General features: G+C 71.4%; 23 protein-coding genes. 15 read left to right on the top strand and 8 right to left on the bottom strand.

What is annotated here, in order from left to right:
- Positions 1-17: 17 nt before the first annotated feature.
- The 3 genes from LIU39_RS02680 to LIU39_RS35470 form a co-directional block, all read right to left on the bottom strand.
- Positions 18-812: an ABC transporter ATP-binding protein gene (locus LIU39_RS02680; protein ID WP_227044090.1), complete on the bottom strand. Its 795-nt coding sequence runs from the start codon at positions 810-812 to the stop codon at positions 18-20.
- The gene (locus tag LIU39_RS02675; protein WP_227044088.1) at positions 785-1,684 is read right to left on the bottom strand and encodes an ABC transporter permease; all 900 of its coding nucleotides are present in this window, start codon (positions 1,682-1,684) and stop codon (positions 785-787) included. Before LIU39_RS02675 ends, LIU39_RS02680 begins: the two co-directional genes overlap by 28 nt.
- 261 nt (positions 1,685-1,945) lie before the next feature.
- Positions 1,946-2,029, bottom strand: coding sequence for a putative leader peptide (locus LIU39_RS35470; protein ID WP_372463791.1), 84 nt, complete (start codon positions 2,027-2,029; stop codon positions 1,946-1,948).
- Between the two features lie 133 nt (positions 2,030-2,162).
- Here LIU39_RS35470 and LIU39_RS02670 point away from each other — a divergent pair, with 133 nt between their 5' ends.
- From LIU39_RS02670 to LIU39_RS02630, 10 genes are all read left to right on the top strand, one after another.
- Positions 2,163-2,585, top strand: coding sequence for a secondary thiamine-phosphate synthase enzyme YjbQ (locus LIU39_RS02670; protein ID WP_227044086.1), 423 nt, complete (start codon positions 2,163-2,165; stop codon positions 2,583-2,585).
- 200 nt (positions 2,586-2,785) lie between these two features.
- Positions 2,786-3,658, top strand: a complete 873-nt coding sequence (locus LIU39_RS02665) for a YceI family protein (RefSeq protein ID WP_227044084.1) — start codon at positions 2,786-2,788, stop codon at positions 3,656-3,658.
- Between the two features lie 221 nt (positions 3,659-3,879).
- Positions 3,880-3,975, top strand: a complete 96-nt coding sequence (locus LIU39_RS35465) for a putative leader peptide (RefSeq protein ID WP_372463783.1) — start codon at positions 3,880-3,882, stop codon at positions 3,973-3,975.
- 189 nt (positions 3,976-4,164) lie between these two features.
- Positions 4,165-5,340 (top strand): acyl-CoA dehydrogenase family protein, encoded by a 1,176-nt coding sequence (locus tag LIU39_RS02660; RefSeq protein ID WP_227044083.1) that lies wholly within the window; start codon positions 4,165-4,167, stop codon positions 5,338-5,340.
- Between the two features lie 65 nt (positions 5,341-5,405).
- Complete coding sequence (locus LIU39_RS02655; protein ID WP_227044082.1) at positions 5,406-7,055, top strand: ABC transporter substrate-binding protein; 1,650 nt, start codon at positions 5,406-5,408, stop codon at positions 7,053-7,055.
- The gene (locus tag LIU39_RS02650; RefSeq protein WP_227044080.1) at positions 7,052-8,008 is read left to right on the top strand and encodes an ABC transporter permease; all 957 of its coding nucleotides are present in this window, start codon (positions 7,052-7,054) and stop codon (positions 8,006-8,008) included. Before LIU39_RS02655 ends, LIU39_RS02650 begins: the two co-directional genes overlap by 4 nt.
- A 3-nt stretch (positions 8,009-8,011) precedes the next feature.
- Positions 8,012-8,863: an ABC transporter permease gene (locus LIU39_RS02645; protein WP_308409336.1), complete on the top strand. Its 852-nt coding sequence runs from the start codon at positions 8,012-8,014 to the stop codon at positions 8,861-8,863.
- The gene (locus LIU39_RS02640; RefSeq protein WP_227044078.1) at positions 8,863-10,530 is read left to right on the top strand and encodes a dipeptide ABC transporter ATP-binding protein; all 1,668 of its coding nucleotides are present in this window, start codon (positions 8,863-8,865) and stop codon (positions 10,528-10,530) included. The genes LIU39_RS02645 and LIU39_RS02640 overlap by 1 nt, the downstream gene beginning before the upstream one ends.
- Positions 10,527-11,885: an LLM class flavin-dependent oxidoreductase gene (locus LIU39_RS02635; protein WP_227044077.1), complete on the top strand. Its 1,359-nt coding sequence runs from the start codon at positions 10,527-10,529 to the stop codon at positions 11,883-11,885. Before LIU39_RS02640 ends, LIU39_RS02635 begins: the two co-directional genes overlap by 4 nt.
- Before the next feature lie 286 nt (positions 11,886-12,171).
- Positions 12,172-12,600: a hypothetical protein gene (locus LIU39_RS02630; RefSeq protein WP_227044233.1), complete on the top strand. Its 429-nt coding sequence runs from the start codon at positions 12,172-12,174 to the stop codon at positions 12,598-12,600.
- A 229-nt stretch (positions 12,601-12,829) separates the two neighbouring features.
- Here LIU39_RS02630 and LIU39_RS02625 read toward each other — a convergent pair whose 3' ends face one another.
- The 4 genes from LIU39_RS02625 to LIU39_RS02610 all read right to left on the bottom strand — a co-directional run bounded on the left by LIU39_RS02625 (position 12,830) and on the right by LIU39_RS02610 (position 18,007).
- Positions 12,830-13,975 (bottom strand): LLM class flavin-dependent oxidoreductase, encoded by a 1,146-nt coding sequence (locus LIU39_RS02625; RefSeq protein ID WP_227044075.1) that lies wholly within the window; start codon positions 13,973-13,975, stop codon positions 12,830-12,832.
- A 26-nt stretch (positions 13,976-14,001) separates the two neighbouring features.
- On the bottom strand, positions 14,002-15,183 hold the full coding sequence (locus LIU39_RS02620) for an SfnB family sulfur acquisition oxidoreductase (RefSeq protein ID WP_227044074.1): 1,182 nt from the start codon (positions 15,181-15,183) through the stop codon (positions 14,002-14,004).
- Positions 15,184-15,282: 99 nt separating this feature from the next.
- A complete protein-coding gene (gene ssuE, locus LIU39_RS02615) occupies positions 15,283-15,837 on the bottom strand; it encodes an NADPH-dependent FMN reductase (RefSeq protein ID WP_227044072.1) in 555 nt (184 codons plus the stop codon).
- Between the two features lie 658 nt (positions 15,838-16,495).
- Positions 16,496-18,007, bottom strand: a complete 1,512-nt coding sequence (locus LIU39_RS02610; RefSeq protein ID WP_227044070.1) for a glycoside hydrolase family 3 protein — start codon at positions 18,005-18,007, stop codon at positions 16,496-16,498.
- A gap of 646 nt (positions 18,008-18,653) precedes the next feature.
- Between LIU39_RS02610 and LIU39_RS02605 the strand changes: the two genes are divergently transcribed.
- Genes LIU39_RS02605 through LIU39_RS02585 form a run of 5 tightly spaced genes read left to right on the top strand, consistent with a single transcriptional unit; the run spans position 18,654 to position 24,015 of the window.
- Positions 18,654-19,718, top strand: a complete 1,065-nt coding sequence (locus tag LIU39_RS02605) for a phytanoyl-CoA dioxygenase family protein (RefSeq protein ID WP_227044069.1) — start codon at positions 18,654-18,656, stop codon at positions 19,716-19,718.
- Positions 19,700-21,031 carry a DUF6271 family protein gene (locus LIU39_RS02600; protein WP_227044066.1) on the top strand — a complete coding sequence of 444 codons (1,332 nt, stop codon included), beginning with the start codon at positions 19,700-19,702 and terminating at the stop codon, positions 21,029-21,031. The genes LIU39_RS02605 and LIU39_RS02600 overlap by 19 nt, the downstream gene beginning before the upstream one ends.
- Complete coding sequence (locus LIU39_RS02595; RefSeq protein ID WP_227044064.1) at positions 21,028-22,272, top strand: type III PLP-dependent enzyme; 1,245 nt, start codon at positions 21,028-21,030, stop codon at positions 22,270-22,272. The genes LIU39_RS02600 and LIU39_RS02595 overlap by 4 nt, the downstream gene beginning before the upstream one ends.
- The gene (locus LIU39_RS02590; protein ID WP_227044063.1) at positions 22,273-22,842 is read left to right on the top strand and encodes a GNAT family N-acetyltransferase; all 570 of its coding nucleotides are present in this window, start codon (positions 22,273-22,275) and stop codon (positions 22,840-22,842) included.
- 6 nt (positions 22,843-22,848) lie between these two features.
- The gene (locus LIU39_RS02585; RefSeq protein ID WP_227044061.1) at positions 22,849-24,015 is read left to right on the top strand and encodes an MFS transporter; all 1,167 of its coding nucleotides are present in this window, start codon (positions 22,849-22,851) and stop codon (positions 24,013-24,015) included.
- An 84-nt stretch (positions 24,016-24,099) separates the two neighbouring features.
- Here LIU39_RS02585 and LIU39_RS02580 read toward each other — a convergent pair whose 3' ends face one another.
- Complete coding sequence (locus LIU39_RS02580) at positions 24,100-24,504, bottom strand: DUF5997 family protein (protein ID WP_227044059.1); 405 nt, start codon at positions 24,502-24,504, stop codon at positions 24,100-24,102.
- Positions 24,505-24,537: the final 33 nt, after the last annotated feature.

Genomic DNA, 24,537 nt, shown 5'->3' with positions numbered 1-24,537 from the left:
CGCGCGAGGCCGGGTGTTCAGTGCGCGACGGTCGGCCCCGCCGTCTCCTGCCCCTGTTCCTGCTCCTCCGCGCCCGCCACGCCGAGCCGGCCCAGGAGCCGGGCCCGCAGCGCCGTGAACCCCGGGTCGGAGATGTCGCGCGGCCGCGGCAGGTCCACCGTCGTCCCGTACGCGATCCGGCCGTCCTCCATCACCAGCGCGCGATCGGCGAGCAGCAGCGCCTCGTCGACGTCGTGCGTCACCAGCAGCACCGCACAGCCCCGCTGCTGCCACAGGTCGGCCACCAGCCGCTGGGCCTTGATCCGGGTCAGCGCGTCCAGCGCGCCGAACGGCTCGTCCAGCAGCAGCAGATCCGGCTCCCGCACCAGCGCGCGGGCCAGCGAGGCGCGCTGGGCCTCACCGCCGGAGAGTGTCTTGGGCCAGGCGTCGGCGCGGTGCCCGAGCCCGACCTCCTCCAGCGCCGCCACGGCCGTACCCCGATCGGGACGCCCCGGCAGCCCCAGCAGGACATTGCGCCACACCTTCTTCCAGGGCATCAGCCGAGGCGCCTGGAAGGCCACGGCCTTACGGCGCGGCACCAGCACCTCGCCCTCGATCTCCCGGTCGAGGCCGGCCAGCACCCGCAGCAGCGTCGACTTGCCGCAGCCGCTGCGCCCGAGCAGCGCCACGAACTCGCCCGGTCGCAACGTCAGTTCGAGGTCATCGATGACGGCCCGGCCGTCGAACGACCGCACCAGGCCGGCGACCCGCACGGCCGCACCGGCCCCGTCGGCCGTCTCGGGGGTCACCGTCCGGTGAATGTCGGTCGCCATTGCAGCAGCAGCCTTTCGAGGGCGCGGACGAGGAAATCGGCGAGCAGGCCGAGGATCGCGTAGACCACCAGGCAGACCACGATCACGTCGGTACGGAAGAACTCCCTGGCCTGGTTCATCAGGAAGCCGAGGCCGTCATCGGCGTTGACCTGCTCCCCGAAGACCAGCGCAAGCCAGGCGGTGGCCAGCGAGTAGCGCAGCCCGGTCATGGCGCCCGGCAGCGCGCCCGGCAGCACCACGTGCCGGATCAGCCCCCAGCGGCCGAGCCCGAGCGAGGTGCCTGCCTCGACCAACTGCGCGTCCACGCCCCGGATTCCGGCGTAGACGTTCAGATACAGATGGAACGCCACACCCAGCGCGATCAGCGCGATCTTCGGCGCTTCGCCGATCCCCAGCCAGACGATGAACAGCGGGATCATGCCCACCCAGGGGATGGACCGCAGCATCTGCACGGTCGCGTCGACCAGATCCTCGCCGAGCCGCGAAAGCCCGGATACCAGCGCCAGCGCGACACCTGCCACCCCGCCCAACACCAGCCCGACAGCGACCCGTTGCAGCGACACCACCATTGCCGACGGCAGCGTCCCGTCCGAGATCAGCCCGGCTCCGGTGGCCGCGATGGTGCCGGGCGACGCCAGGATGTCCTCGTGCAGCGCGCCGGTCGCACTCAGCATCTGCCACAACACCAGGAGCGCCACCGGCCCGACCGTACGGCGCAGCCACCGCGGCACGGACCGCCGCCGCCCGGACACGGGCACCACACGCGACAACTCGGGAGGCGGCCCGGCGGGCGCGCCCTCCTCGGCGAGCGCCGCGGCCCCGGCAGACGTATCGGGTGGCGCCTGTCCGGCCACGGCCTGATCGAGACTCATCGGAACTCCACGGAGGGGGGAGGGGAGGAAGAGGGGAATGGGGGCGCGCGGAAACGGAGTTGGCCGGCGCGCGCCGAAGGACCCCGGCCGACGCCGGGCACCGGAAGCGGCGCGTGGGTACGGGCAGGGGGCACGCTTGCGCAGGGAACGTCGCGCTACGGAACGCGGACCGAGGACCCGTGACAACGGGAAAGGCCGGAAGCCTTCGGACGGGAGCCCTCGGAAAGTGTCAGACGGAGGACGCCCTGACCGGGAAAAGCGTCAGCAGCCGCGTCGACAGGTGGCGGAGGCCACTCGCAGCAGGTCGATGTGACCACGCGTGGTGAGCTGGGCTGACGTAGACATGCCGCCGAACGTAGCGGCGGGCCGAGAGGAGGGTCAATCGCCGTCTCGGCAGGTGGACCTTTGTTACGGGCGTATGGCGGAAGCGGCCCCTGGGCTGCGGCCCCGGCATGAGCCGCCGTACGAGGATGGGGACATGAGCACCACATTCATCACGCGCACCCTCGACGTCACCACCGGCTCGACGGAGACCGTCGCCGACCTGACGGCCGATTGCGACGCCTTCCTCCGGGAGGCCGCCCGCGGCGGCGACGGCCTCCTCAACCTCTTCGTCCCGCACGCCACCGCAGGCATCGCCATCCTGGAGACCGGCGCGGGCAGCGACGACGACCTGCTGTCCGCGCTGCACGATCTACTGCCCGCCGACGACCGCTGGCGGCACCGCCACGGCAGCCACGGACACGGCCGCGACCACGTCCTCCCGGCACTCGTCCCGCCGCACGCCACCCTGCCGGTCGTCGCGGGGCGGATGGCCCTGGGGACGTGGCAGTCCGTGTGCCTCGTCGACACCAACAAGGACAACCCCCACCGCGAGGTCCGGCTGAGTTTCCTGGGATGACCGAGGCAGCCCAGGCGTTGACCACAGCGGTGCGAGATGCATCACCTTTAGCTAGGTCTTGACACCTGATGGTCAATTTGGGCGACGTGGCGATGACAGGATAGAAGGGATTCCGCACCATTTTCGTGCGATTTCAATCCGTAATCCTGCCAGCCTCCGTCCTTCCCCGGACCGAGACAATCGATGGGCCCCGTCCTGCCATGCCGCTCACCTTCCTCCACCGTCTGCGCGACCGTACGCTGCACAGTCCCCAGCCCTCCCTCCCGCGCGGGGCTGGTGCGCTGGACCTGTGCGTCAACGATCCCGTCGGACTGCCGATGGCGGGGGTGGAGATCTCGGTCCTGGACTCCGGTGGCCGGGAAGTGACGCAGGGCCGGACCGATCCCAACGGCCGGCTGACCGTGACGCTGCCGCCCGGCGGCTACCGGCTCGTGGTGACGTCCGACGGCTTCAGCCCGGTCCGGTGCGAGGCCGAAGTGATGGCGGGCGAGCGGACCGTGCAGCGCCCGGTCACGCTGGAACTGGCACCGGCGGTCCCGCTGCCCGCCCCCGGCCAGTGGCGGATCGACCCCGACCACTCCGCCATCCGCTTCGCCGCCCGGCACATCGGACTGGCCGACATCTACGGCCGCTTCAACACCTTCGAGGGCGGGCTGTGGATCGGTGAACGGATGCAGGACTCCCGGGTCGAGGTGACCATCGACGCGGCGAGCCTGGACACCGGCGTACGGATGCGGGACGAGCATCTGCGGTCGGCGGAATTCCTGGACGTGGCCCGCTTCCCCTACCTCCAGTTCGCCGGAGACAAGTTCGTCCACAAGGGCGGCAGCCGGTGGGCCGTGCAGGGCGTGCTGCACCTGCACGGCGTCAGCCGCAACGTCCAGCTGGACACCCGCTACCTGGGCATCGGCACGGGCATGGCGGGCGAGACCCGCACGGCCTGCCGGGCCGTCACCGAACTGCACCGCGAGGACTTCACCCTGGACTGGCGCAAGATGCTGGCCAGGGGCATCGCCGCGATCGGTGCGACGATCCGGATCGATCTGGATATTCAGGCGGTTCGGCCGGAGTAGCGGCCGGGGAGTGAGAGGGGCGCCCCGCCTTTCCGGCAGATGGCCGGGGAGGCGGGGCGACGTCATATGTGGCCGGGGCGGGGGCGAGCGGGATTCCCTGTCAGCGATTTCGTTTCCGCAGGTCGTGGGCGGGGACGTGAGTGCGGCTGGTAGGGAATCCCGATAGCCGTTTCGTCAAAGCCGTCTCGACCGGGGGCGGTCGGCCTGATTCAATCGGCGGCATGACCGAGGAACGGCAGGAACTCACGCGGCGTCGCCATGTCGACCTGTCGCGGGTTTCCAGCGCCGTCTGTACCTCGGCGGCCGCTCGGGCCTGAGCGCACTGTGGACAGCGCGCGTCTCCGGTAGCTTCCGCGCCGCCCGTTCCGGCTCTGCTTCTTCCTTCCTCTTCACTGCTCCCTCCCCCTCTTCCCGCGCGCGACGGCCGTCCGATGCCGTACGGCCCGCGTGTGCGGCCGGGCCCGGCGCTGCCCGGGTGCCCGCTCACCGCCCCCGGAGGCCCCCGCATGCCCTCGTCCGCCCTCCCTCCCGAACTGTCCGCGCGCCTTCGCGCCGATGCCGCCGCACTCGAAGCCCGCCGTGAACTTCCCTACAAGAGCGTGGAGTTGGTGCGGAACAGTGGGCTGGGGGCGCTCCGTGCGCCGGTGGAGTACGGCGGGCGCGGCGGTTCGCTCGCCGCGTTGTTCCGGGTCGTCATCGACCTCGCCGAGGCCGACTCCAACGTGGCGCAGGCACTCCGCCCGCACTTCGGATTCGTGGAGCTGCTGATCAGCCAGGGCACGGAGACCGAACGGAAGCGCTGGTTCCCGGTCGTCGCGGGCGGCGCGCTGTTCGGCAACGCCGCGTCCGAGCGGGGCACGGCCCACCCCGGGGAGATCCGGACCCGCATCACGGCCGACGGGGACCACTTCCGGGTCGACGGCACCAAGTTCTACTCGACCGGCTCCCTCTTCGCCGACTACGTCGTCGCCATCGCCCTGGACGGCGAGGAGCGCCGGGTCCGTGTGGTGCTGCCGCGCGACCGCGAGGGCCTGGAACTGTCCGACGACTGGGACGCGCTCGGCCAGCGGACCACCGCCAGCGGCACGACGCGGCTGCGGGGAGTGCGCGCCTTCGCCGACGAGGTGGCCATCGACGCGACGGCCCGGCAGCGCCGTACCCATCTGGGCCCGTACTACCAGCTCTACTTGGCGGCCGTGCACACCGGCATCGCCAAGGCCGCCGTGGCCGATGCCGTGGACTACGCGCGCCACAAGGCGCGGCCCGTGCAGCACGCCGGGGTCGCACGCGCCGTGGACGACCCGCTGGTCCAGCACACGGTCGGCTCGATCGCCGCGCTCGGCTATGCCGCCGAGGCCGCCGTGCTGCGGGCGGCGGACGCGCTCGACGCGGCGCTGGCGGTGCGTGGCGATGACGGTGTCGCGGGTCTGCCCGACGCCCTGCACGACACGGCGGTACAGGTGTCGCAGGTGCAAGTGGTAGCGGCACGCGCCGCGTTGGACGCGGGGGAGCGGCTGTACGACGTGGGCGGCGCCTCGGCGACGCTGCGCGAACACCACCTCGACCGGCACTGGCGCAACGCCCGCACCCTCGCCTCGCACAACCCCGTCGCCCACAAGGCGCGAGTGGCGGGCGACTGGCTCCTCAACGGCACCCCGCCCCCGCTGAACGGCTTCTTCTGACCGCCCGCCCCACCCCTCGCCCCGCCTTCCGGCCCCTCGTCCCGGCCCCCTCCCCGGAGTTGCCCGTGAAGCCCCCCTCCCGCAGGCGAGCCGTCACCTCGCTCGCGGCCCTCGCCCTGACCGTCCTCGCCACCGGATGCGGCGCCGGCGCCGTCGCCACCGCACCGCTCGGCGACCGGCCCGCGCCCGGCGGCACCCTCACCTACGCCACCGACCGCGAGCCGACCTGCCTCGACCCCCACGTGTCGGGCGACATGCCGCAGGCGTACGTGGCGCAGCAGTTCCTCGACTCGCTGGTGGCCCTCGACGCGCACGGCCGGATCAGGCCGTGGCTGGCCACGTCGTGGGACGTCTCCAAGGACGCCGCCACGTACACCTTCCACCTGCGCCGCGACGTACGTTTCACCGACGGCACCCGCTTCGACGCGGCGGCCGTGAAGGCCAACCTCGACCACATGGTGGACCCCGCCACCCAGTCGGGCACCGCGGGCGGCTACCTCGCCCCGTACAAGAACACCGAGGTCATCGGCGCCTTCACCGCCCGCGTCCACCTGGACCGCCCCTACTCGCCCTTCCTCAACATGCTCGCGCAGGCGTTCCTCGGGATGGAGTCCCCGAAGGCGATCGAGCGCGGCAAGGAAGCGAACTGCGCGGCCCCGGTCGGCACCGGGCCGTTCATCGTGCAGAAGTGGAACCGGCAGTCGGACGTCGAGCTGGTCCGCAACCCGCACTACAACTCCCCGCCCCCGTACGCCCGGCACACCGGACCCGCGCACCTCGCCAAGGTGGTGTGGCGGTTCATCCCGGAACCCGCGACCCGGTTCGCCGCCGTGCAGTCGGGGCAGGCCGACGTGATCGACGCGCTGCCGCCGGAGGACCAGGCGTCCGCCGAACGCGACAGCCGCCTGAAGGCCGTGGTCCGCGACCGGCCGGGCAACCCGACGAATCTCGCCCTGAACGCCTCCCGTGCCCCCTTCGACGACCGTCGGGTGCGCGCGGCGTTCCTGTACTCGGCGGACGTGGTCAACGGCCTCAAGAGCGTCTTCTTCGGCCAGTACCGCCGCGCGGGCGGCCCGCTCAGCTACGTCACCCCCGACTACGCGGGCGGGTACGAGAACGCCTGGCCGCACGACCCGAAGAAGGCCGACGCGCTGCTGGACAAGGCGGGTTGGGGACACCGGGACGGCGCCGGATACCGCATCAGGAAGGGGCGCAGGCTCAGCGCCGACGTCCTGCTGAAGTCCGACATCAGCCCGAACCAGCTGGCCCTGATGGAGCAGATCCAGGCCACCGCCAAGGACGTCGGCTTCGACCTGGAACTCCTCGGACTCGACGCCGCCACCGTCAACACCCGCTACCTCGCCGGTGATTACGACCTGCGCGACGGCTACTGGAACACCAACACCCCGGACGTGCTGCACACCGTCTTCGGCAGCGAGTACGCCGTACACCACGGCATCCACTCCAACGCCTCCTACGCCAAGGACCCCGCCATCGACCGGCTGCTGCGTACCGCGCAGGCCACCACCGATCAGGACAGCCAGCGGCGGCTGTACGGCAAGGCGCAGCAGCTGATCTCGGCCGGCGCCTACCAGCTGACCCTCTACCCGCAGACCACCCGGCTCGCCGCGCACCGCGCGAGCGTCCGCGGCGCCGCCCTCGAACCCGCCCTGTCCCTGCCCTACCTCTACGACGCGTGGGTGAACGCCCGATGACCGCCACCGTCGCCCGCCTGCGCCGCTACGGCGTCCGGCCGGCCGGCGCCGCCCTCGTCCTGTGGGCGGCCGCCACCGTGACCTTCCTCGCCCTGCACCTGGTGCCGGGCGACCCGGTACTCGTCCTGCTCGGCGGCGGCTCCGGCGCCAACCCCACCCCCGAGACCATCGCCGCCATCCGGCACGCCTACGGACTCGACCAGCCGCTGTACGCGCAGTACCTGCACCACATCGGACGGCTGGTCACCGGGGACCTCGGTGTGTCCACGTCCCTGAAGGAACCGGTCGCCGGGGTGATCACACAGCAGCTCCCGGCCACCATCGAACTCACCGCGCTGGCCCTGCTGTTCGCGTGGCTGCTCGCCGGCGCCGTGGTCCTCCTGTCGACCGGCCGCGGCGCACTCGGCCGCGCCCTCGGCTCCGGCCTGGAGACGGTGGCCGCGGGGCTGCCCCACTTCTGGCTCGGCGTGGTGCTGCTGTACGTGTTCGCGTTCCGGCTCGGCTGGTTCCCCGTCGCGGGCGGCACCGGCATCGCCGGGCTCGTCCTGCCCGCCCTCACCCTCGCCGTGCCCCTCGCCGGCTACCTCGGCCAGGTCACCCGCGGCGCCCTGCTGACCGCGCTGGAGCAGCCGTTCGTCACCTCGGCACGGCTGCGCGGCATGAGCAGCGCAGCGGTGCGCGCCCGCCGCGCCCTGCGGCACGCGCTGCTGCCGCCGCTGACGCTGTCGGGCTGGGCGGTCGGCGCGCTGTTCTCCAGCGAGGTCGTGGTGGAGTCCGTGTTCGCGCGCCAGGGCATCGGCCGTGCCCTCCTCAACGCCGTACTCGCCCGCGACCTGCCGCTGGTCACCGGGATCGTGCTGCTGATCGCCGCCGTGTACGTCCTCGTCGACCTCGCCGTCGACCTGCTCCACGCGGTGGTCGACCCGCGCATCCGCACGCCCCGGGAGCTGTGACACGTGACCACCGTCCTGACCGCCCCCGCCCAGGCCGAGCCGCTTGTGCGCCGGATACGCCCCGGCCTCACCGCCGCCGGGATCTTCCTCGCCCTCGTCGTGCCGGCCGCCCTCGCGCCGGGTCTGCTCACCACCTACGCACCCGACGCCATCAGACCGGCCGACTTCTTCCAACCCCCCTCCACCGCCCACTGGTTCGGCACCGACCAGAACGGCCGCGACGTCTACACCCGCCTGGTCCACGGCGCCGGCCAGTCGCTGCTCATCGGCCTCGGCGCCACCGCCCTCTCGCTCACCCTCGGCATCACGCTCGGCCTGACCGCGGCGCTCGGCGGGCGGCGCGCCGACTTCGCGGTCGGCCGGGTACTCGAAGTGCTCTTCGCCTTCCCCGGGCTGCTGCTCGCGCTGCTGTTCATCGCGGTGTTCGGCACCGGAGCCGTCACCGCGGCCGTCGCGGTCGGTATCGGCGAGGCCGCGGGATACGCCCGCCTGATCCGCGCCCAGGCCACCACTGTGGTCCGCTCCGGCTACGTAGAAGCGGCCCGCGGCCTGGGCCATCCGCCGCTGCGCGTGGTGCGGCGCACCGTCCTGCCGAACGTGCTGCGCCCGCTCGCCGCCCTCGCCACGCTCGGCATCGGCCAGTCCGTGGTGTGGGCCTCGTCCCTGTCCTTCCTGGGACTGGGCGCCCAGCCGCCGGCCGCCGAATGGGGCGCGATGCTCGCCGACGGCCGCACCTTCCTGCAGTACGCCTGGTGGACCTCGTTCTTCCCCGGCCTGTTCATCGTCCTGACCACCCTGTCCACCACCGTCATCGGCCGGCGACTGCAAGCCTGGCTGGACGCGAGGAGCAGCTGATGCCCACACCGGAGAAACCCGTTCCGCCGCCCGCGTCCGCGCAGCCCGTGCCGCTGATCCACGCCGGGAACCTGACGGTCGGCTTCGGCGGCCGTACCGTCGTCCGCGGTGTCTCGCTCACCGTGCACCGCGGCGAGACCCTCGCCCTGGTCGGCGAGTCCGGCTCGGGCAAGAGCGTCACCGCCCGCACCCTCGTCGGCCTGACAGGACCCGGGGCCCGGGTGCGCGCCGACCGCCTGGAATGGGAGGGCGAGGACGTCCGCGCCTGGAGCGAGCGGCGCCGGCGGCGGATACGTGGCCGTGGCATCGGCTTCGTCCTCCAGGACGCCCTGGTCTCGCTCGACCCGCTGCGGCCGGTCGGCAAGGAGATCGAGGACGCGCTGAAGCTGCATGCCTACGGCGATCGTGCCGCACGGCGCGCGCGGGTGCGCGAGGTCATGGAACAGGTAGCCATCCCCGACCCCGCGCTGCGGGCCGCCCAGTACCCGCACGAACTGTCCGGCGGCCTGCGCCAGCGGGCCCTGATCGCCTCCGCGCTCGCCCTCGACCCGCCGCTCCTGATCGCCGACGAGCCGACGACGGCCCTGGACGCGACGGTGCAGGCGCAGATCCTCGACCTGCTGGCCGCCGCCCGCAGCCGGGAGCGCGGCCTGCTGTTCATCACCCACGACCTGGCGGTGGTGCGGCGCCTCGCGGACCGGGTCGCGGTCATGCGGGGCGGCGAGATCGTCGAGGAGGGGCCCGTCGGCCACGTCCTCCAGGACCCGCAACACGCCTACACCCGGCACCTGTTGGCCGCCGACCCGGCCCTGCACCCCAAGGGCGCGCGACTGTCGGCGGCGCCACGGCCGGCCCTGCCCGAGCCGGAAGGGGAGCGGCCGCGCGGCGTGGTCCTCGCCGCCGAAGGACTGCACAAGACCTACCGGGGCCGGACGGCCGTCGCCGACGTGTCCTTCGCGCTCGCCGCCGGACGCACCCTGGGCATCGTCGGTGAGTCCGGCTCGGGCAAGTCCACCACCGCCCGCATCGCCCTCGGCCTGACCCGCCCCGACCGCGGCACCGTCACCCTGCACGGCGAGGAGTGGAGCGCGCCCGCCGAAAAGGCCCGCCGCCACCTCCGCCACCACATCCAACTCGTCCACCAGGACCCCCTGTCGGCCTTCGACCCGCGCTGGACGGTGCGCCGCACGCTGACCGACGCCGTCCGCCTGCACCGTCCCGGCCACCGGACACCCGGCCCCGCCGAGGCGGCCGGGCGCGCCCGGGAACTGGCCGCCCAAGTCGGACTCCCGGCCGACACCCTCGACCGCCACCCGCTGCACCTGTCCGGCGGACAGCGCCAACGAGCTGCCCTGGCACGGGCGTTGGCGCCGCGCCCCTCGGTACTCGTCCTCGACGAACCCGTCTCGGCGCTCGACGTCTCCGTACAGGCCCAGGTCCTCGACCTGCTCGCCGAACTCCAGGACGCCTTCGGCCTCGCCTACCTCTTCATCTCGCACGACCTGGGTGTCGTGCAGCACACCAGCGATGACGTGCTCGTGATGCAGGACGGCTGGATCGTCGAAGCGGGCCCGGCCGCCGCCGTGTTCGCGGCACCCGCCCACCCCCACACCCGCGCCCTCCTGGACGCCGTACGCCCCCTCACCCCCTCCGGAGCCACCCGATGACCGACCTCGAACCGCTGCGCTTCAACGCCTTCGCCATGAACTGCGTCTCGCACATCAACCACGGCCAATGGGCGCGCGACGACACCCGCCAGACCTCCTACACCGACCTGGACACCTGGGTGGACCTGGCCCGCACCCTGGAGCGCGGCCACTTCGACGCGCTGTTCCTCGCGGACGTCATCGGCACGTACGACACCTTCCGCGGCGGGCGCGAGACGGCGGTACGCGAGGGCCTCCAGATCCCCGTGAACGATCCGTCGCTGCTGGTCGCGGCCCTCGCCCAGGCCACCGAGCACCTCGGTCTCGCCTTCACCCAGTCCGTCCTCCAGGAGCCGCCCTACAACTTCGCCCGTCGCCTGTCCACCCTCGACCACCTCACCAAGGGCCGCGTCGCCTGGAACGTCGTCACCTCCTACCTGGAGTCGGCCGCCAAGGGCCTGGGCCTGGACGGACTGCCCCTGCACGACGAGCGCTACGACCGCGCCGAGGAGTACACCGACGTCCTCTACCAGCTCCTGGAAGGCAGCTGGGAGGAGGGCGCCGTGGTCCGCGACCGGGCGCGCGGCGTCTACGCGGACCCCGACCGGATCCACGACGTCCACCACGAAGGCCGCTTCTACCGCGTCAACGGCCCCCACCTCTCCGAGCCGTCACCGCAGCGGACCCCGCTGCTCTTCCAGGCCGGATCATCCGAGCGGGGAAGGGAGTTCGCGGCCCGCAACGCCGAGGCCGTCTTCCTCGGCGCGATCTCGCCACAGGGCGCGCGGGCTCAGGTCGACGACGTGCGCGCGCGAGCCGTGGCGCACGGCAGGGACGCCGGCGACATCCTCTTCTTCCAGGGCCTGACGCTGATCATCGGCTCCACCGAGGAGGAGGCCGCGCGCAAACTGGCCGCCTACCGCGACAACACCAGCCTCGACGGCTTCGCCGCCCACCTGTCGGGCTCCCTCCAACTCGACCTATCCCAAGTCGACTTCGACGCACCGGTCGGCGAGATCGACACCAACGGAGTGCAGGGCTTCGTACGCTCCCTGGTGGAGGGCGCGCCCGACAAGACCTGGACGTTCGGCGAGGCACTGCGGGCACGCGCCTGGACGCGGCCGGTGGCCGGAGTGCCGGAGCGGATCGCCGACGAACTGGAACAGTGGCGCCGCGCGGGCATCGACGGCATCAACCTCTCCTACGTCACCACCCCCGGCTCCTTCGCGGACTTCGCCGACCACCTGGCGCCGGTGCTGCAAAAACGCGGCCTGCTCAAGACCGAGTACACCGAAGGCACCCTCCGCCAGAAGCTGTTCGGCCGCGGCGACCGGCTGCCTGCCGGCCATCCGGGGGCGCGGCATCGGCGGGGGTGAGGGGGCGGATGTCGAAGTCCCCCGGAGCCCAGGCGGAACCGGTGCCCCGCTGGGTTTTGCCGGCCGCCGCTCTCCTGCCCGCGGCGTTCGGCCGTCCCGCTACGCCTCGGGGCTGACATGGCGGGACGTCTGGGGGGAGTTGGGAAGAGGGGGGCGAAGTCGCGGGCCCCTGCACTGAGCGGGTCCGCTTCGCGCGGCGACCCGGATCGCTGGGAGCAGAGGGGCTGCTTCGCGCGGTTGTCGATCAGGCGTTTCCTTCCCGGCTTCGGGTAGTGCATTCACTCAACTGCAAGTCCGCGACCGCCTGGACACCGCATTGCAGGTGTATGACGTGGACGATCTGTGCGGGGTGTCGTGCATCGCTGACGGCCCTGACGCGTGGTTCGCCGAGGCTGTTCTCGACCACGGTGGCAGGCTCGAAGTCGTCGTTCCGGCTGAGGAATACCGCGCCGGCCTACCGGAATCGCACCACGCCACCCATGACGCGTTGCTCGCGCAGGCGACCGAGGTACATCACACGGGCGAGCGCGAGTCGACCTCGCGAGCGCACATGCGCGGAAGCGAAATCCTTGTAGGGCTGGTTGACCGGCTCATTGCCGTGTGGGACGGCCAACCGGCCCGGGGATATGGCGGCACGGCGGATGTGGTGGCCTACGCGCGGAGTGCCGGAGTGCCGGTCGAGGTGGTCTGGCCGGACGGGGCAACACGCGACTAGCCGTGCTCTAGGACGACAAGAACAGCCCCGCCCCGGCAAAAGGCGAATTCGAGAGGTCGTTCCAACACAAGTGATCAACTGGCTGTGGCCAGGAGCGCAGCGAGACGCTCGGCCGGGATTTCCCAGCCGAGCGTCTGTCCGAACTGCTCGCGGCTTGAACAACTCACCACGGTGCGCCCCCGGAATTCGTCGGTTCCGGGAGCCTCCCGTACCCGCCAGACACTATCCCCTACGAAGCGAACGGCACCGCCGCCGGCGTCTCGTCGTGGGAGGCCGCGTCGGGGTGCTGCCACAGGCCGCGCGCGGCGAGCTGCGGGAGCACGCCCTCGCCGAACCAGTACGCCTCCTCGACGTGCGGGTACCCGGAGAGCACGAACTCGTCGATGCCCAGGGCGTGGTACTCGGCGATGCGGTCGGCGATCTCGGCGTGCGAGCCGACCAGGGCGGTGCCCGCGCCGCCGCGCACCAGGCCGATGCCGGCCCACAGGTTCGGGTAGACCTCCAGGCGGTCGGTGGAGCCGCCGTGCAGGGCCAGCATGCGCTTCTGCCCCTCGGAGCCGGACCTGGCCAGGCCCTGCTGCACGTTCTCGATGACGGCCGGGTCGACGCCGGACAGCAGCCGGTGCGCCTGCGCCCAGGCGTCCTCGGCGGTGTCGCGGGCGATGACGTGCAGTCGGATCCCGAAGCGGACCTCGCGGCCCTCGGCCCTGGCCAGCGTCCTGATCCAGCCGATTTTCTCGGCGACCTGGGCGGGCGGCTCGCCCCAGGTGAGGTAGACGTCGCTGTGCCGGGCGGCCACCGGGCCGGCCGCCTTCGACGAGCCGCCGAAGTAGACGGGCGGCGCCGGGTCGGGCAGCCGGGCGAGGCGGGCCTGCTCCACGCGCTCGTGCTGCCCCTGGAAGTCGACGGTCTCGCCGCGCCACAGGGCACGGACGACGTGCAGGAACTCGTCGGTGCGGGCGTAGCGCGCGTCCTTGTCCAGGAAGTCGCCGTAGGCGCGCTGCTCGTGGTCCTCGCCGCCGGTGACGACGTTCAGCAGCAGGCGGCCGCCGGAGTGCCGCTGGTAGGTCGCCGCCATCTGGGCGGCGAGGGCGGGTGCGACGAGTCCGGGCCGGAAGGCCACCAGGAACTTCAGCCGCTCGGTGGCCTCGACGAGCATCGCCGTGGTCAGCCAGGCGTCCTCGCACCAGGCGCCGGTGGGGGTCAGTGCGCCTTCGAAGCCCAACTGTTCGGCGGTACGGGCGACTTGGCCGAGGTAGGCGAGGCTCGCGGGCCGGTCGCCGCCGGCCGATCCGGTGGGCACGCCGTGGCCGCCGCCGACGATGTGCCGGCTGTCGCCGTTGGTGGGCAGGAACCAGTGGAAGGTCAGGGTCATGGGTGGCGATGTCCTCTGCGGTGGGTTCAGACCAGGCCGTTGCGCGGCGGCGGGGTGTCGTTCAGCTCCCACGCACCCAGGTAGCGCAGCTTGAGGCGGCGCGGGTCGTGCAGGGTGTGGGTGCGGGCGTTGCGCCAGTGCCGGTGGAGGTTGAGGTCGCGGTCGGCGGCGCGGGTGCCGATGAGTTCGAAGATGCCGCTGGAGACGGCGAGGGCGGCCGCGTCGGACTGGGCGCGGGCGGCGGCCACCGCGGCGGACGCCTCGGCGGCCTGCTCCGCGGTCGGCTCGGCGCGGGCGGCGTCCAGGGCGTCCCCGGCCTCGCGCAGCAGGGCACGTGCCGCGCGGACCCGCAGCGCCAGCGCGCCGAACCCGTCGATGACGGCATCGTCGTCGGCGGCCCGCGCCACCCCCGTCTCCAGCCGCGGGCGGGCCAGCGAGTGGATCAGCCGCTTGCCGTCGCGCAGCGCGGCGACGGCGATCCCGGTGTCGATGGCGGCGTGCAGGTACTGGCCGAAGGCGCCGAACACCTCGTCCTTCTCGAAGATCGTGTGGACCGGCACGAGGTGTTCGGCGGGCACCCGCACCCGGTCGAAGCGGACGGTGCCGCTGCCGGTGGTGCGCTGGCCCATGCCGTTCCAGTCGTCCTCGATGTGCACGCCGGGATGGTCGGCGGGCACCCAGGCCGCGTGCGTGCGGCCTTCCTCGTCGTTGGCGTAGACCGTGATCCAGTGTGCGAACAGCGTCCCGGTCGCGTAGAACTTGGTGCCCTCCAGGACGCGGCTGCCGTCGTCCTGCCGCGCGAAGCCGATGGCGAAGTCCCGGGCGGTGCGGGTGCCGCGCTCGGAGAGTGCGTTGCCGAAGTGGCGGCCGGCGAGGATCTCGGCGTGGAAGAAGGCGCGTTGCTCCTCGGTGCCGGCATGGGCCAGGACGTTGACGAAGAAGTAGTGGTTCTGCGGGATCTGGCCGACGCTCGCGTCTCCGGCCGTCAGCTCGGTGAACACCTCCCCGAGGCTGCGGGCGCCGAGTTCGGGCCCGCCGTGCGCGCGGGGGACGGTGAGGGTGAACAGGCCGGCTTCGGTGAGGGCGCGGACCTCGTCGTACGGGAGGGTGCGCTCGGCATCGCGGCGTGCGTCGTCGACGGCGAGGCGTTCGGCCATCTGACGGGCGCGCGCTATCGCCTCGGCGGCGGATGCGGGGATGCGGGGCATGGGACGTGCCTTTCGGTGCACATGCGTGCCGGGCGGCGGGTGTGGGGCCGCCGCCACGGGTATCGGGGAGGCCGGCGCGGAAGGGAAAGCCGATGGCCTTCAGGCCGCGGCCAGCCGCTGCGGCTTAGCGAGCGCGTCCCGCCAGCGGGCGACGACCGGCGCGAGACCGGCGTCCGCGTCGGGGGTGAGCGAGACGGTGCCGTCATCGGCTGCCGTGATGTGGCGGTCCAGGACGAACCAGCCCTGGGCGACGTCGGCGCCGAGCGAGGTCAGGACGGGACGCAGCGCGTAGTCGACGGCCAGGACGTGGGCCGGGGAGCCGCCGGTGGCCAGCGGCAGGACGCTCTTGCCGCGCAGCGCGTACTGCGGCAGCAGGTCGAGGAAGGTCTTGAGGACGCCCGAGTAGGCGGCCTTGTAGACGGGCGTGCCGACCAGCAGCGCGTCGGCACGCTCGACGAGCGCGACGGCGTCGGCCACCGCGGGGTGCGAGGTGTCGGCGGCGAGGAGGGCTTCGGCGGGCAGCGTGCGGACGTCGAGGCTGTGCACCTGGTGGCCCTGCGCGGTCAGTTCGCGGCTCAGGTGCTGGACGAGACGCGCGGTGCGGGAGGAGCCGGGGGCGGAGGCGCTGCCGGTCAGCGTGAGGACGGTGGCCATGGCGGAAATCCTTTGGGTACGCGGCCGCAGGGGCCGGTGAGCGGAGACGTGCGGGGCGGCGGGCGACAGTTCCGCGGGTGCGGTGAGTGCGCCGGGTGGCACGGCGGGCCGGCGTCACGGAAGACGCGGCGCGTGCGGGGCGGCTCGGCAGGGCGCCACAAACGGGGCGGCTCGGCAGGGCGCCACAAAGACGTCACAGGGCGCCGGACACCGGCGGATACCTGCGCACGAGGCGGGGCGAGCGCGCCCGGAAGGGCTCAGCGGCAGGGTCGACAGGAGGCACTGCACACCCGCGCGAGGTCGACGTGACGTCGCCGCGTGAGGGGGTGTCGCACTGCATCCATACCTGCGATTGAAGCAGCCGGCCGCACGCGCGTCGAGACGGTAATGGCTACGCCCTGATAGGGATTCCCTGCCACGGGAGGGCAGGGGAGCGGCAGGGCCGGGAGCCGGGGGAGCAGCACCCGGCCCGGCCGCGGAGTCGCCGGAGATACGCCGGAGTCGGCCCGCGGCCCGGCGTACCGCGCCACGTGCCGGGCGGGCGCGGGCGACCCGCATCCTGGCGGTGCCGCAGCGCGCCCTTCCACCGGGCCGTACGGACCCGGCCGACGACGGTCCGCCGGCACCGCCGAACGGAAGAACCCAGGGGGCCGTCCCCCTATCGGGAACCGGCCAGCACCTCCGCCGCCGCGACGCCGGAGGCGGCGGTGGCGCCGTGCGTGAAGACCTGGACCGCACCGGGAACGGCGGTGCCAGGCAGGCCCATCTCGACCACGATCGCGTCGGGGCGCGCCGTGGTGAGGTCGGCGAGGGCGCGGCCCATCCACGCGTGCCGGGCGGCGTCCCTGACGACGACGACCACCGGACGGCCCGATGCGGGCGCCAGCGCGTGCTCCTCCAGGACGGCGGGCCGGGTTGCCCAGTCGTCATGGTGCACCCGGGCGAAGGTCGTTCCTGGCAGCCGCTCGCGCAGGGGGGCGCCGACACCCCACGGAGTCTCCTTGCCGATGGCGAGGTTGGTGGCGGGCACCAGCTCGACCACGTGCGGCGGGGCGGCCAGGGGGAGTGCGTCGCGCACGGAGCCGGTGAGCCGGATGGCGCGCCGGGCGGCGACGAAGCCGATGTCGCCGTTGACCGGGTCGGCCGGTACGGCCTGCCTCAGGTGGGCCGACCAGCCGGCGAACTCCCGGACCCGGTCGGCTGCTTCGGCGAGGCGCCCTTCGGCGAGGTCACCGCAGGCCACGGCGTCGACGAGCGCACCGACGAGGAGTTCGACGGTCGCCTCATCGGCGTTCTCCCCGCCGACGCAGATGGCGTCGGCGCCTGCCGCGATGGCCTTCACCGCGGCGCCGCCGATGCCGTACAGGTCGGCGACGGCACCCATCTCGATGGCGTCGGTGACGATCAGCCCGTCGAACCCGAGTTCCTTGCGGAGCAGGTCGTTGAGGATGCGGGGGCTGAGGGTGGCGGGGAGGTCCGGGTCGTAGGCGGGCACGAGGAGATGGCCGCTCATGACCGCGCGCACACCGGCGTCCAGGGCGGCACGGAACGGGGGCAGCGCCTGCGTGATGATCTCGTCGAGTCCGGCGTCGTAACTGGGCAGGCCGTGGTGGGAGTCGACGGCGACGTCGCCGTGGCCGGGGAAGTGCTTGGCGCAGGCGCCGACACCGGCGGACTGGAGCCCCCGTACCCATGCGGTGGTGTGCCGGGAGACCACGGTGGCGTCGACGCCGAAGGACCTGACGCCGATGATGGGGTTGTCGGGGTTGGAGTTGACGTCCACGCTGGGCGCGTAGTCGAGGCTCACCCCGGCGGCGTGCAGCTGACGCCCCAGGTCGCGGGCGACGGCCTCGGTCAGCTCGGTGTCGTCGACGGTGCCGAGGGCGAAGTTGCCCGGCCGGGACGAGCCGGTGGCGGATTCCAGCCGCGTGACGTCCCCGGCCTCCTCGTCGATGGCGGTGATCAACGCCGGGTTCTCCGCGCGGAGTTGCGAGGTCAGCAGGGCGACCTGCTCAGGACTGCTGATGTTGCGGGTGAACAGCACGACGGATGACAGACCCTCGTCGATGGCCCGAAGCACCCAGTCCGGCGCCTGTGTGCCGACGAATCCCGGCTGTAGGACGGAGAGCGCGAGCCGTCGCAACACCTTGCTGTGCTTGCTGGAGGACATCGACTGGCCTTCCGGATAGTGCCGACACATCGATCACAGGGGCGGTCATTGGTACAGACCAAGGGATATTGGCCTAGGCCAATCGATGGTGTCAAGGACGCCGGGGTACAGGTGCGGGGGCTGACGCCGGTGTCCGCCTCGCGCGGTGCCGGTGTGGCCCGGCCGCGAAGCTGGGCCGGAGGGGGAGGGGTGCGGGCGCGGTGGTGATGCGGCGCGCCGTCCGCCTTCAGGAACTCGCCCCCGGTGAAGCCTCGTTGAGTTGTCCCGCCGTCACGCTGTTCACCAGCGGTTCTCCGCGAGGAGGCGACTCCGGTCCGCGCTTCGGCCGCCCGTTTTCACCGATTCCGGTGTTGACACCGGAAGTTGGTCTAGTCCATTTTAGTGGGACGCGAGTGCAGCAAGGGGCAGATGTGGCGCACCAGCCCGCATCCCCTGACACGACTCCTGCCGCTGCCCGCGTCAACTCCCTCACCGACGGCCACCTGTGACTGCGCCATGCCTGCGACGGGCATGGGCAGCGGCCGGCGCACCGCAGTCCGCTTCGCGCCGGCCCCGTACGACTCCCTCCGGCTGACGCGCCCCGGTACGGCGGTCGTCCGGGGCGATCCGACCAGTCTCAGGACACTTCGAGCCATGGAGCGTATGCATGCCGGAACCCGACAGTTACCTGCACCGAAGTCCATCGGACGTCCCGTATTTCAGCTCGGACGGCGACACTTACCTGGTAAGGACACCCCTACGCGACCTCCGGAAAACGCGGCAGCTCCGCGTGCTGTCCGACGAGGATTTCGCCTTCTGGCAGACCTACGGTTACGTCGTGGTGAAGCAGGCGATAACGCCATCGGCGGCGGCGCGTCTCCTGGAATTCACCTGGGAATTCCAGCAGCTCGACCCAGGACGCCCGGACACCTGGTATCAGGACCGTGCATTCCGGTCGGACCTCGACAGGGAACTGCACATCTACGGCTTCGTCGAGGCGTACCACCATCAACTCCTGTGGGACAGCCGCCAGACGCAGCGGGTCTACGACGCATTCGTCGATGTGTGGGACTGCGAGCAGCTCTGGGTCACCCTGGACCGGCTCAACCTGAACCCGCCCAACATCAAGAACCGCGACCGCGCGCTGATCCCCGCGACGGAGCGGGGATTCGACATCGATCTGCACTGGGACGTCGACACCACGCTCGGCGTGCTGCCGCAGCGGGTTCAGGGAATCATCGCCCTCAACGACACCGCACCGGACCACGGCGGTTTCCAGTGCGCGCCCGAACTCTTCCGTCAATTCGACCACTGGAAGGCCCTTCAGCCCGCCGACCGGGATCCGATAAGGCCCCGCTTCGACCGGACGGAACTTCCTGTGGTGCGGCCCGAGTTGGAGGCCGGCGACCTGCTGATCTGGAACGGTCTGCTGGCGCACGGCGTGGCCCCCAACACCTCACGGAACGGCGTGCGCGCGGTCCAGTACCTCTCGATGATGCCGGCGCTGGAGACGCACGAGGAACTGCGGCGCTCCCGGGTCGATTCCTGGCGGCATCTCCGTACGCCGGACTGGAACGCGACGCTCCTCGGTGATGCCGAGAAACCCGAAGCGCTGCGCTACGGAACCGCCGAACTGAACGACCTCGGGGCCAGACTGCTGGGCCTCGAATCCTGGAGCGGTACGGAACTCGAAAAGGCAACCGGAGAACGGACATGCGCCGAATCTGTCTGACCCTTCCCACCAACAGGGCCTGCGCCGCGACGATATCGGCCATCGGCGAAGAGGCGGCCTATGCGGCCGAACGCTTCGACGTCGAGGTCCACCTGCTGATTCTGGACTCCTGCGACGGCTCCGCGTTCGCGGAGCACGCCGCGGCCGCACGCGGCATTCCCGCGGTGCCGCGGGTGCACGTGCACCATCTCGGTGAAGCGGAACAGCGGGAATTCCTCCAGCGGGTCATCCACCACGCCGGCGTCCCGAAGCCCGAGCTGATGCTCGACCTCATGCTCCCGGCCGAGGTGTCCTACGGCGCCTGCACCAACCGCGCATTCCTCATCGGCGCCGCGCTGGGATGCCGGTCCCTGCACCGCAGGGATTCCGACAGCCGCTACCAGGTCGTGAACGGCTCACCCGTCTTTCCCATCCACCACGAACTCATGTCCTTGGGAAAGCGCGCGGCCGACGCGGTACACGGCGTCACCGAGAACGCGCTGGACCCGGAACACGCGGACAAGCCGGTGGCCATGGTGGGGAGTTCCTTCGTGGGCGAACTGTCCGTCGACATCGGCGAGATATACCGGCTCGACCGCGACATCTATTACGACGTGGTCAGCCTGTGGGCTCCGGAAGACTGGCCGGACGAGGCGAAGCGGCAGCTCGTCGACGAGTCCTTCCGGGGGGCCGGATCCGAAGCATTCAGCGGCGACCAGGCGACCCTGGCCCTCGTCGACCCCATGCGGGTGGACATGTGCAACATCAGTTTCCAGCAGGTGCACGAACAGATCCCGCTGCCGCCCGCGACCGACACCATCGGCAGCGATTACTTCCTCATGCACCTCGTCCAGGACGCCGCGCTCCCCGGCGTGCTGCACAACCGCAACATCGTGAATTTCTACACCCGGGAACGCCGGACGGATCCGGGATTCCTGGCCTACCACCTGCGGTTCACGAAGTTCGTCCTCTCCATGCTCTATTTCCATCACCTCTACGACAGGATGGCCAAGGCCCAGGTGTCCCTCCTCGACGACCGGCATCGGGTACGCGCCGCCGAAATCGCCGAAATGGTCAGGGAAAGCGCCCTGCTCGACCCGGCGGAGAACATCCGGCGACTGGACAGCCTCGAAAGGTCCTACCGGAAACTCGGCGGCAGATATGCCGTGTTCGCCGAAACCCTGGCGGCCCGCCGCGAGCGCCTGCTCGACGAAGCCCGGCACGACATGGAGGACTTCGCCCTGCTGATCGAAGCGTGGGAACCGATGATGGCCGCGAGCAAGGTCACCAACCCCTACCCCGCCGCACGTCAGCACGGCCGAGACCCTCGATGAGTCCCCGGAACCCGTCCGCGTACGCAGCCCTGGCGGCCGCCACCGAAGACCTGATCGTCTTCGACCTCGCGGGAATCGAAGAATGCTACGCAAACCTGCGGCGCGAACTGCCCGGCGTCGCCGTCCGGTTCGCGATGAAAGCCTGCCCCGTTGACGAGGTACTGGACTGCCTGGCGCAGATCGGCTCCGGGTTCGACGCGGCCGGGCCCCAGGAGATCGCCCAGGCACTCGGAACCGGAGTGCCGGCCGACCGTATCCACTACGGCAACACCATCAAATCCGACCGGAACATCGCCGAAGCCCACCGCCTCGGCATCAGGGATTTCGCCACCGACTGCCGGGAAGACGTGGCGGCACTCGCCGTCCACGCACCCGGCGCCCGGGTGTTCTGCAGGCTGGCCACCGATGGTGACGGTGCGCTCTGGGGCCTCAGCAACAAGTACGGATGCTCCGCGGCCGACGCGGTGAGCGTCCTGGAAACGGCCCGCGACAAGGGACTCACCCCGTCGGGACTCTCCGTCCACGTCGGTTCCCAGCAGATGACGGCCGAAGCCTGGCGACACGCCTTCGAGCGGTTGGCCGACGTCCTCACGGAACTCAGCCGGCGCGGCATATCCCTGGACCACGTCAATCTGGGCGGCGGCCTGCCGGCTCTCGGATATCTCGACACGCGCGGCAGGCCGCTCGACCCGCCGCTCGACAAGATATTCGCCGTGATCCGGGAGGGAATGCAGAACCTGCGGGAAATACCGGGACACGTTCTGGAATTCCTGGTGGAACCGGGCCGCTACCTCGTCGCCGACCACGGCTTCATCCGGGCACACGTGGCCCGGCTGTCCGCCCGACAGCAGCTGAACGGTGAACGTCAGCACTGGCTCTACCTGAGCTGCGGAAAATTCAACGGCCTCTACGAAATGGACGCGTTGCAATACCGGTTGGTGTTCCCCACGCACCCCGATACCCCCGGAGTCCCCGCCGTCGTCGCGGGCCCCACCTGCGACAGCGACGACGCGTACGCACACGAGCACGGCCTGGTCCAGGTCCCCGAATCGCTCGCATCGGGAGACCCGGTATGGGTGCTGTCCTGCGGCGCCTACGCCACCAGCTACATGACGCGGGGCTTCAACGGATTCCGCCCCCTTCCGTCCCTCTGCATACGCGGTAAGGACAGCGAACGGAACGGACTGAACCGGCAGGTTCCGCAGCCCGGTGCCGGTACTCCCAGGAAAGGCGCGCGGTAAATGAGCCAGGACGTGCAGATACGGCACATATCCCCGGACGACTGGGGCGGCATCGTGGCACTGGAATCCCGTGCATACGGCGCCATCGGACTGTCGGAGGACCGCGCCGCACTGGAATCCAGGGCCCGCGCTTCCCCGGCCACCTGTTTCGTACTGGACCTCGAAAAGCGGCTTGTGGGCTACCTGTTGGCACTGCCGTACCCGATGTTCCGGTATCCGGACCTGACCCGGGCCGAGGACATCACCTTTCCCTCGCGCAATCTGCATCTGCACGACCTCGTCATCGCGGAGGGCCTTCGACGCAGGGGCCTGGCACACCGCCTTCTGCACCACCTCACCGCGAAGGCCGCGGCGCACGGATACCGGCAGCTGTCCCTGGTCGCCGTAGCGGGCAGCGCGCCTTTCTGGTCGGCGAACGGGTTCCTGCCCCACGACGAGGCCGTGCCCCCGGAGAGTTATGGCGCCGACGCCGTCTACATGTACCGGGCAATACCGTCGGACCGCGTCCTGAAACCGCAGCCGGCCGGCGACGTGCTGCGCGGCCCGTCCGCGCAGCACGGAAGGGGTTGAGGGCACATGTTCCGCCTCGACGATCCGTTCCGCCGCGCCCAGTTGGCGATCACCGCACTGTTCTGCTCCCTCGGATTCCAGTACGCCACCTGGGCATCCCGGCTCCCCGCACTCAAGACGCACCTCGGCCTGACCGCCGCGGAGGTGGGCCTGTTCCTGATGGCCGCCGGAGTGGGCGCCGCGGCCTCGTTTCCCTTGGTGGCGGTGCTGATGAGACGGCTGGGCTCGCGCCGCCTCGCACTGCTGTCGGCGCTCGGCCTGGCCGCACTGCTCCCCGCGCTGGCTTTCGCGCCGAACTATCCGAGCGCCCTGACGGTCATGTGCGGCGACGGCATCCTGGTGGGCTGCCTGAACGTCGCCATGAATGCCCAGGGAGCCGCACTCGAAGCCGCCCACCGGCGCAATGCCATGTCCAAACTCCACGCGGCGTTCAGCGGCGGGTCACTCCTGGCCGCCCTGCTCGCCTCCGGAATGAACGCGGTGACCTCGACCGTGGCCGCGCATTTCGGTGTGGCCGCCGTCATCCTGCTGCTCCTGGTCGTCTGCGCGGCACCGGGACTGCTCACGGAGGACCGGCCCGCCGACGACCGGCCCGCCACGGAAAAGCCGCGGAAGAGCCGCGGCGGCTGGACCCTGCCGTCCCGCATGGTGCTGTGGATGTGCTGCGCCATGGCGTTCGGCACCGTCACCGAAGGCGCCATGAACGACTGGTCGGCCCTCTACCTGAAGGACGTCGCCAAGGCATCCGCGGAACTGGCGCCCATGGGCATCGCCGTCGTCTCCGGAATGATGGTCCTGGCCCGCCTGTTCGCCGACGGCTGGCGCAGCCGGTGGGGCGACGGACGCATCGTCCGGGTCGGCAGCACCCTGGCCGGAGCCGGTCTTGCGCTCGCCCTGCTGTCCGGCGGCGTGATCCCGGCCCTGATCGGCTTCGCCTGCGTTGGCCTGGGCATCGCGGCGGTGACCCCGTGCGTCTACGTGGCTGCGGCGGGACAGGGTTCCGACGCGCTGACGCTGGTCGCCGCCATGGGAACGACGGGCCTGCTGGCAGGACCGCCGCTCATCGGCTTCCTGGCGAACGCCGCCGGTCTGGTGTGGGGCTTGGCCGCCGTCGCCGCCTCGGCCATCGTCGTGGCGCTGTGCGGCACCCGGATCCGGTGGAAGAGCGCCTGAGCACGAGCGGCCGATACGGCGCCGGCGCCCCCGTGGGGGACGCCGGCGCCGAACGGAAGAAGGCCAGGGATGTGGCAGGGGCGACTACTCGCCGCGCGCCGCGTCCTTCGCCTTCTTCTCCTCGTTCTTCTCCTTGATCCGCTGTGCTTCCTTGCGGACATCGGCCTGGGTGGCGCGTTCCCGCTGGAGCCACTCGGGGCTTTCCTGCTTGAGCGCGTCGATCTGCTCTGTGGTGAGGGCTTCGGTGACCCCGCCACGGGCGAGGCCCGCGATGGAGACACCGAGCTTCGCCGCGACCACCGGCCGGGGATGCGGGCCGTTGCCTCGCAGTTCCCGCAGCCACTCGGGCGGATCGGTCTGCAGCGCGTTCAGCTCGGTGCGCGAGACGACACCCTCCTGGAACTCGGCGGGGGTGGCTTCGAGGTACACACCCAGCTTCTTCGCCGCGGTGGCGGGCTTCATGGTTTGGGTGCTCTGGTGCGACGTCATGGTGTCAAGGGTATCGAGCGTGTGCGCTACCGC

Source organism: Streptomyces pinistramenti (assembly GCF_020564935.1).
Lineage (GTDB): Bacteria > Actinomycetota > Actinomycetes > Streptomycetales > Streptomycetaceae > Streptomyces > Streptomyces pinistramenti.
This window is presented reverse-complemented; position numbering and strand designations above follow the sequence as displayed.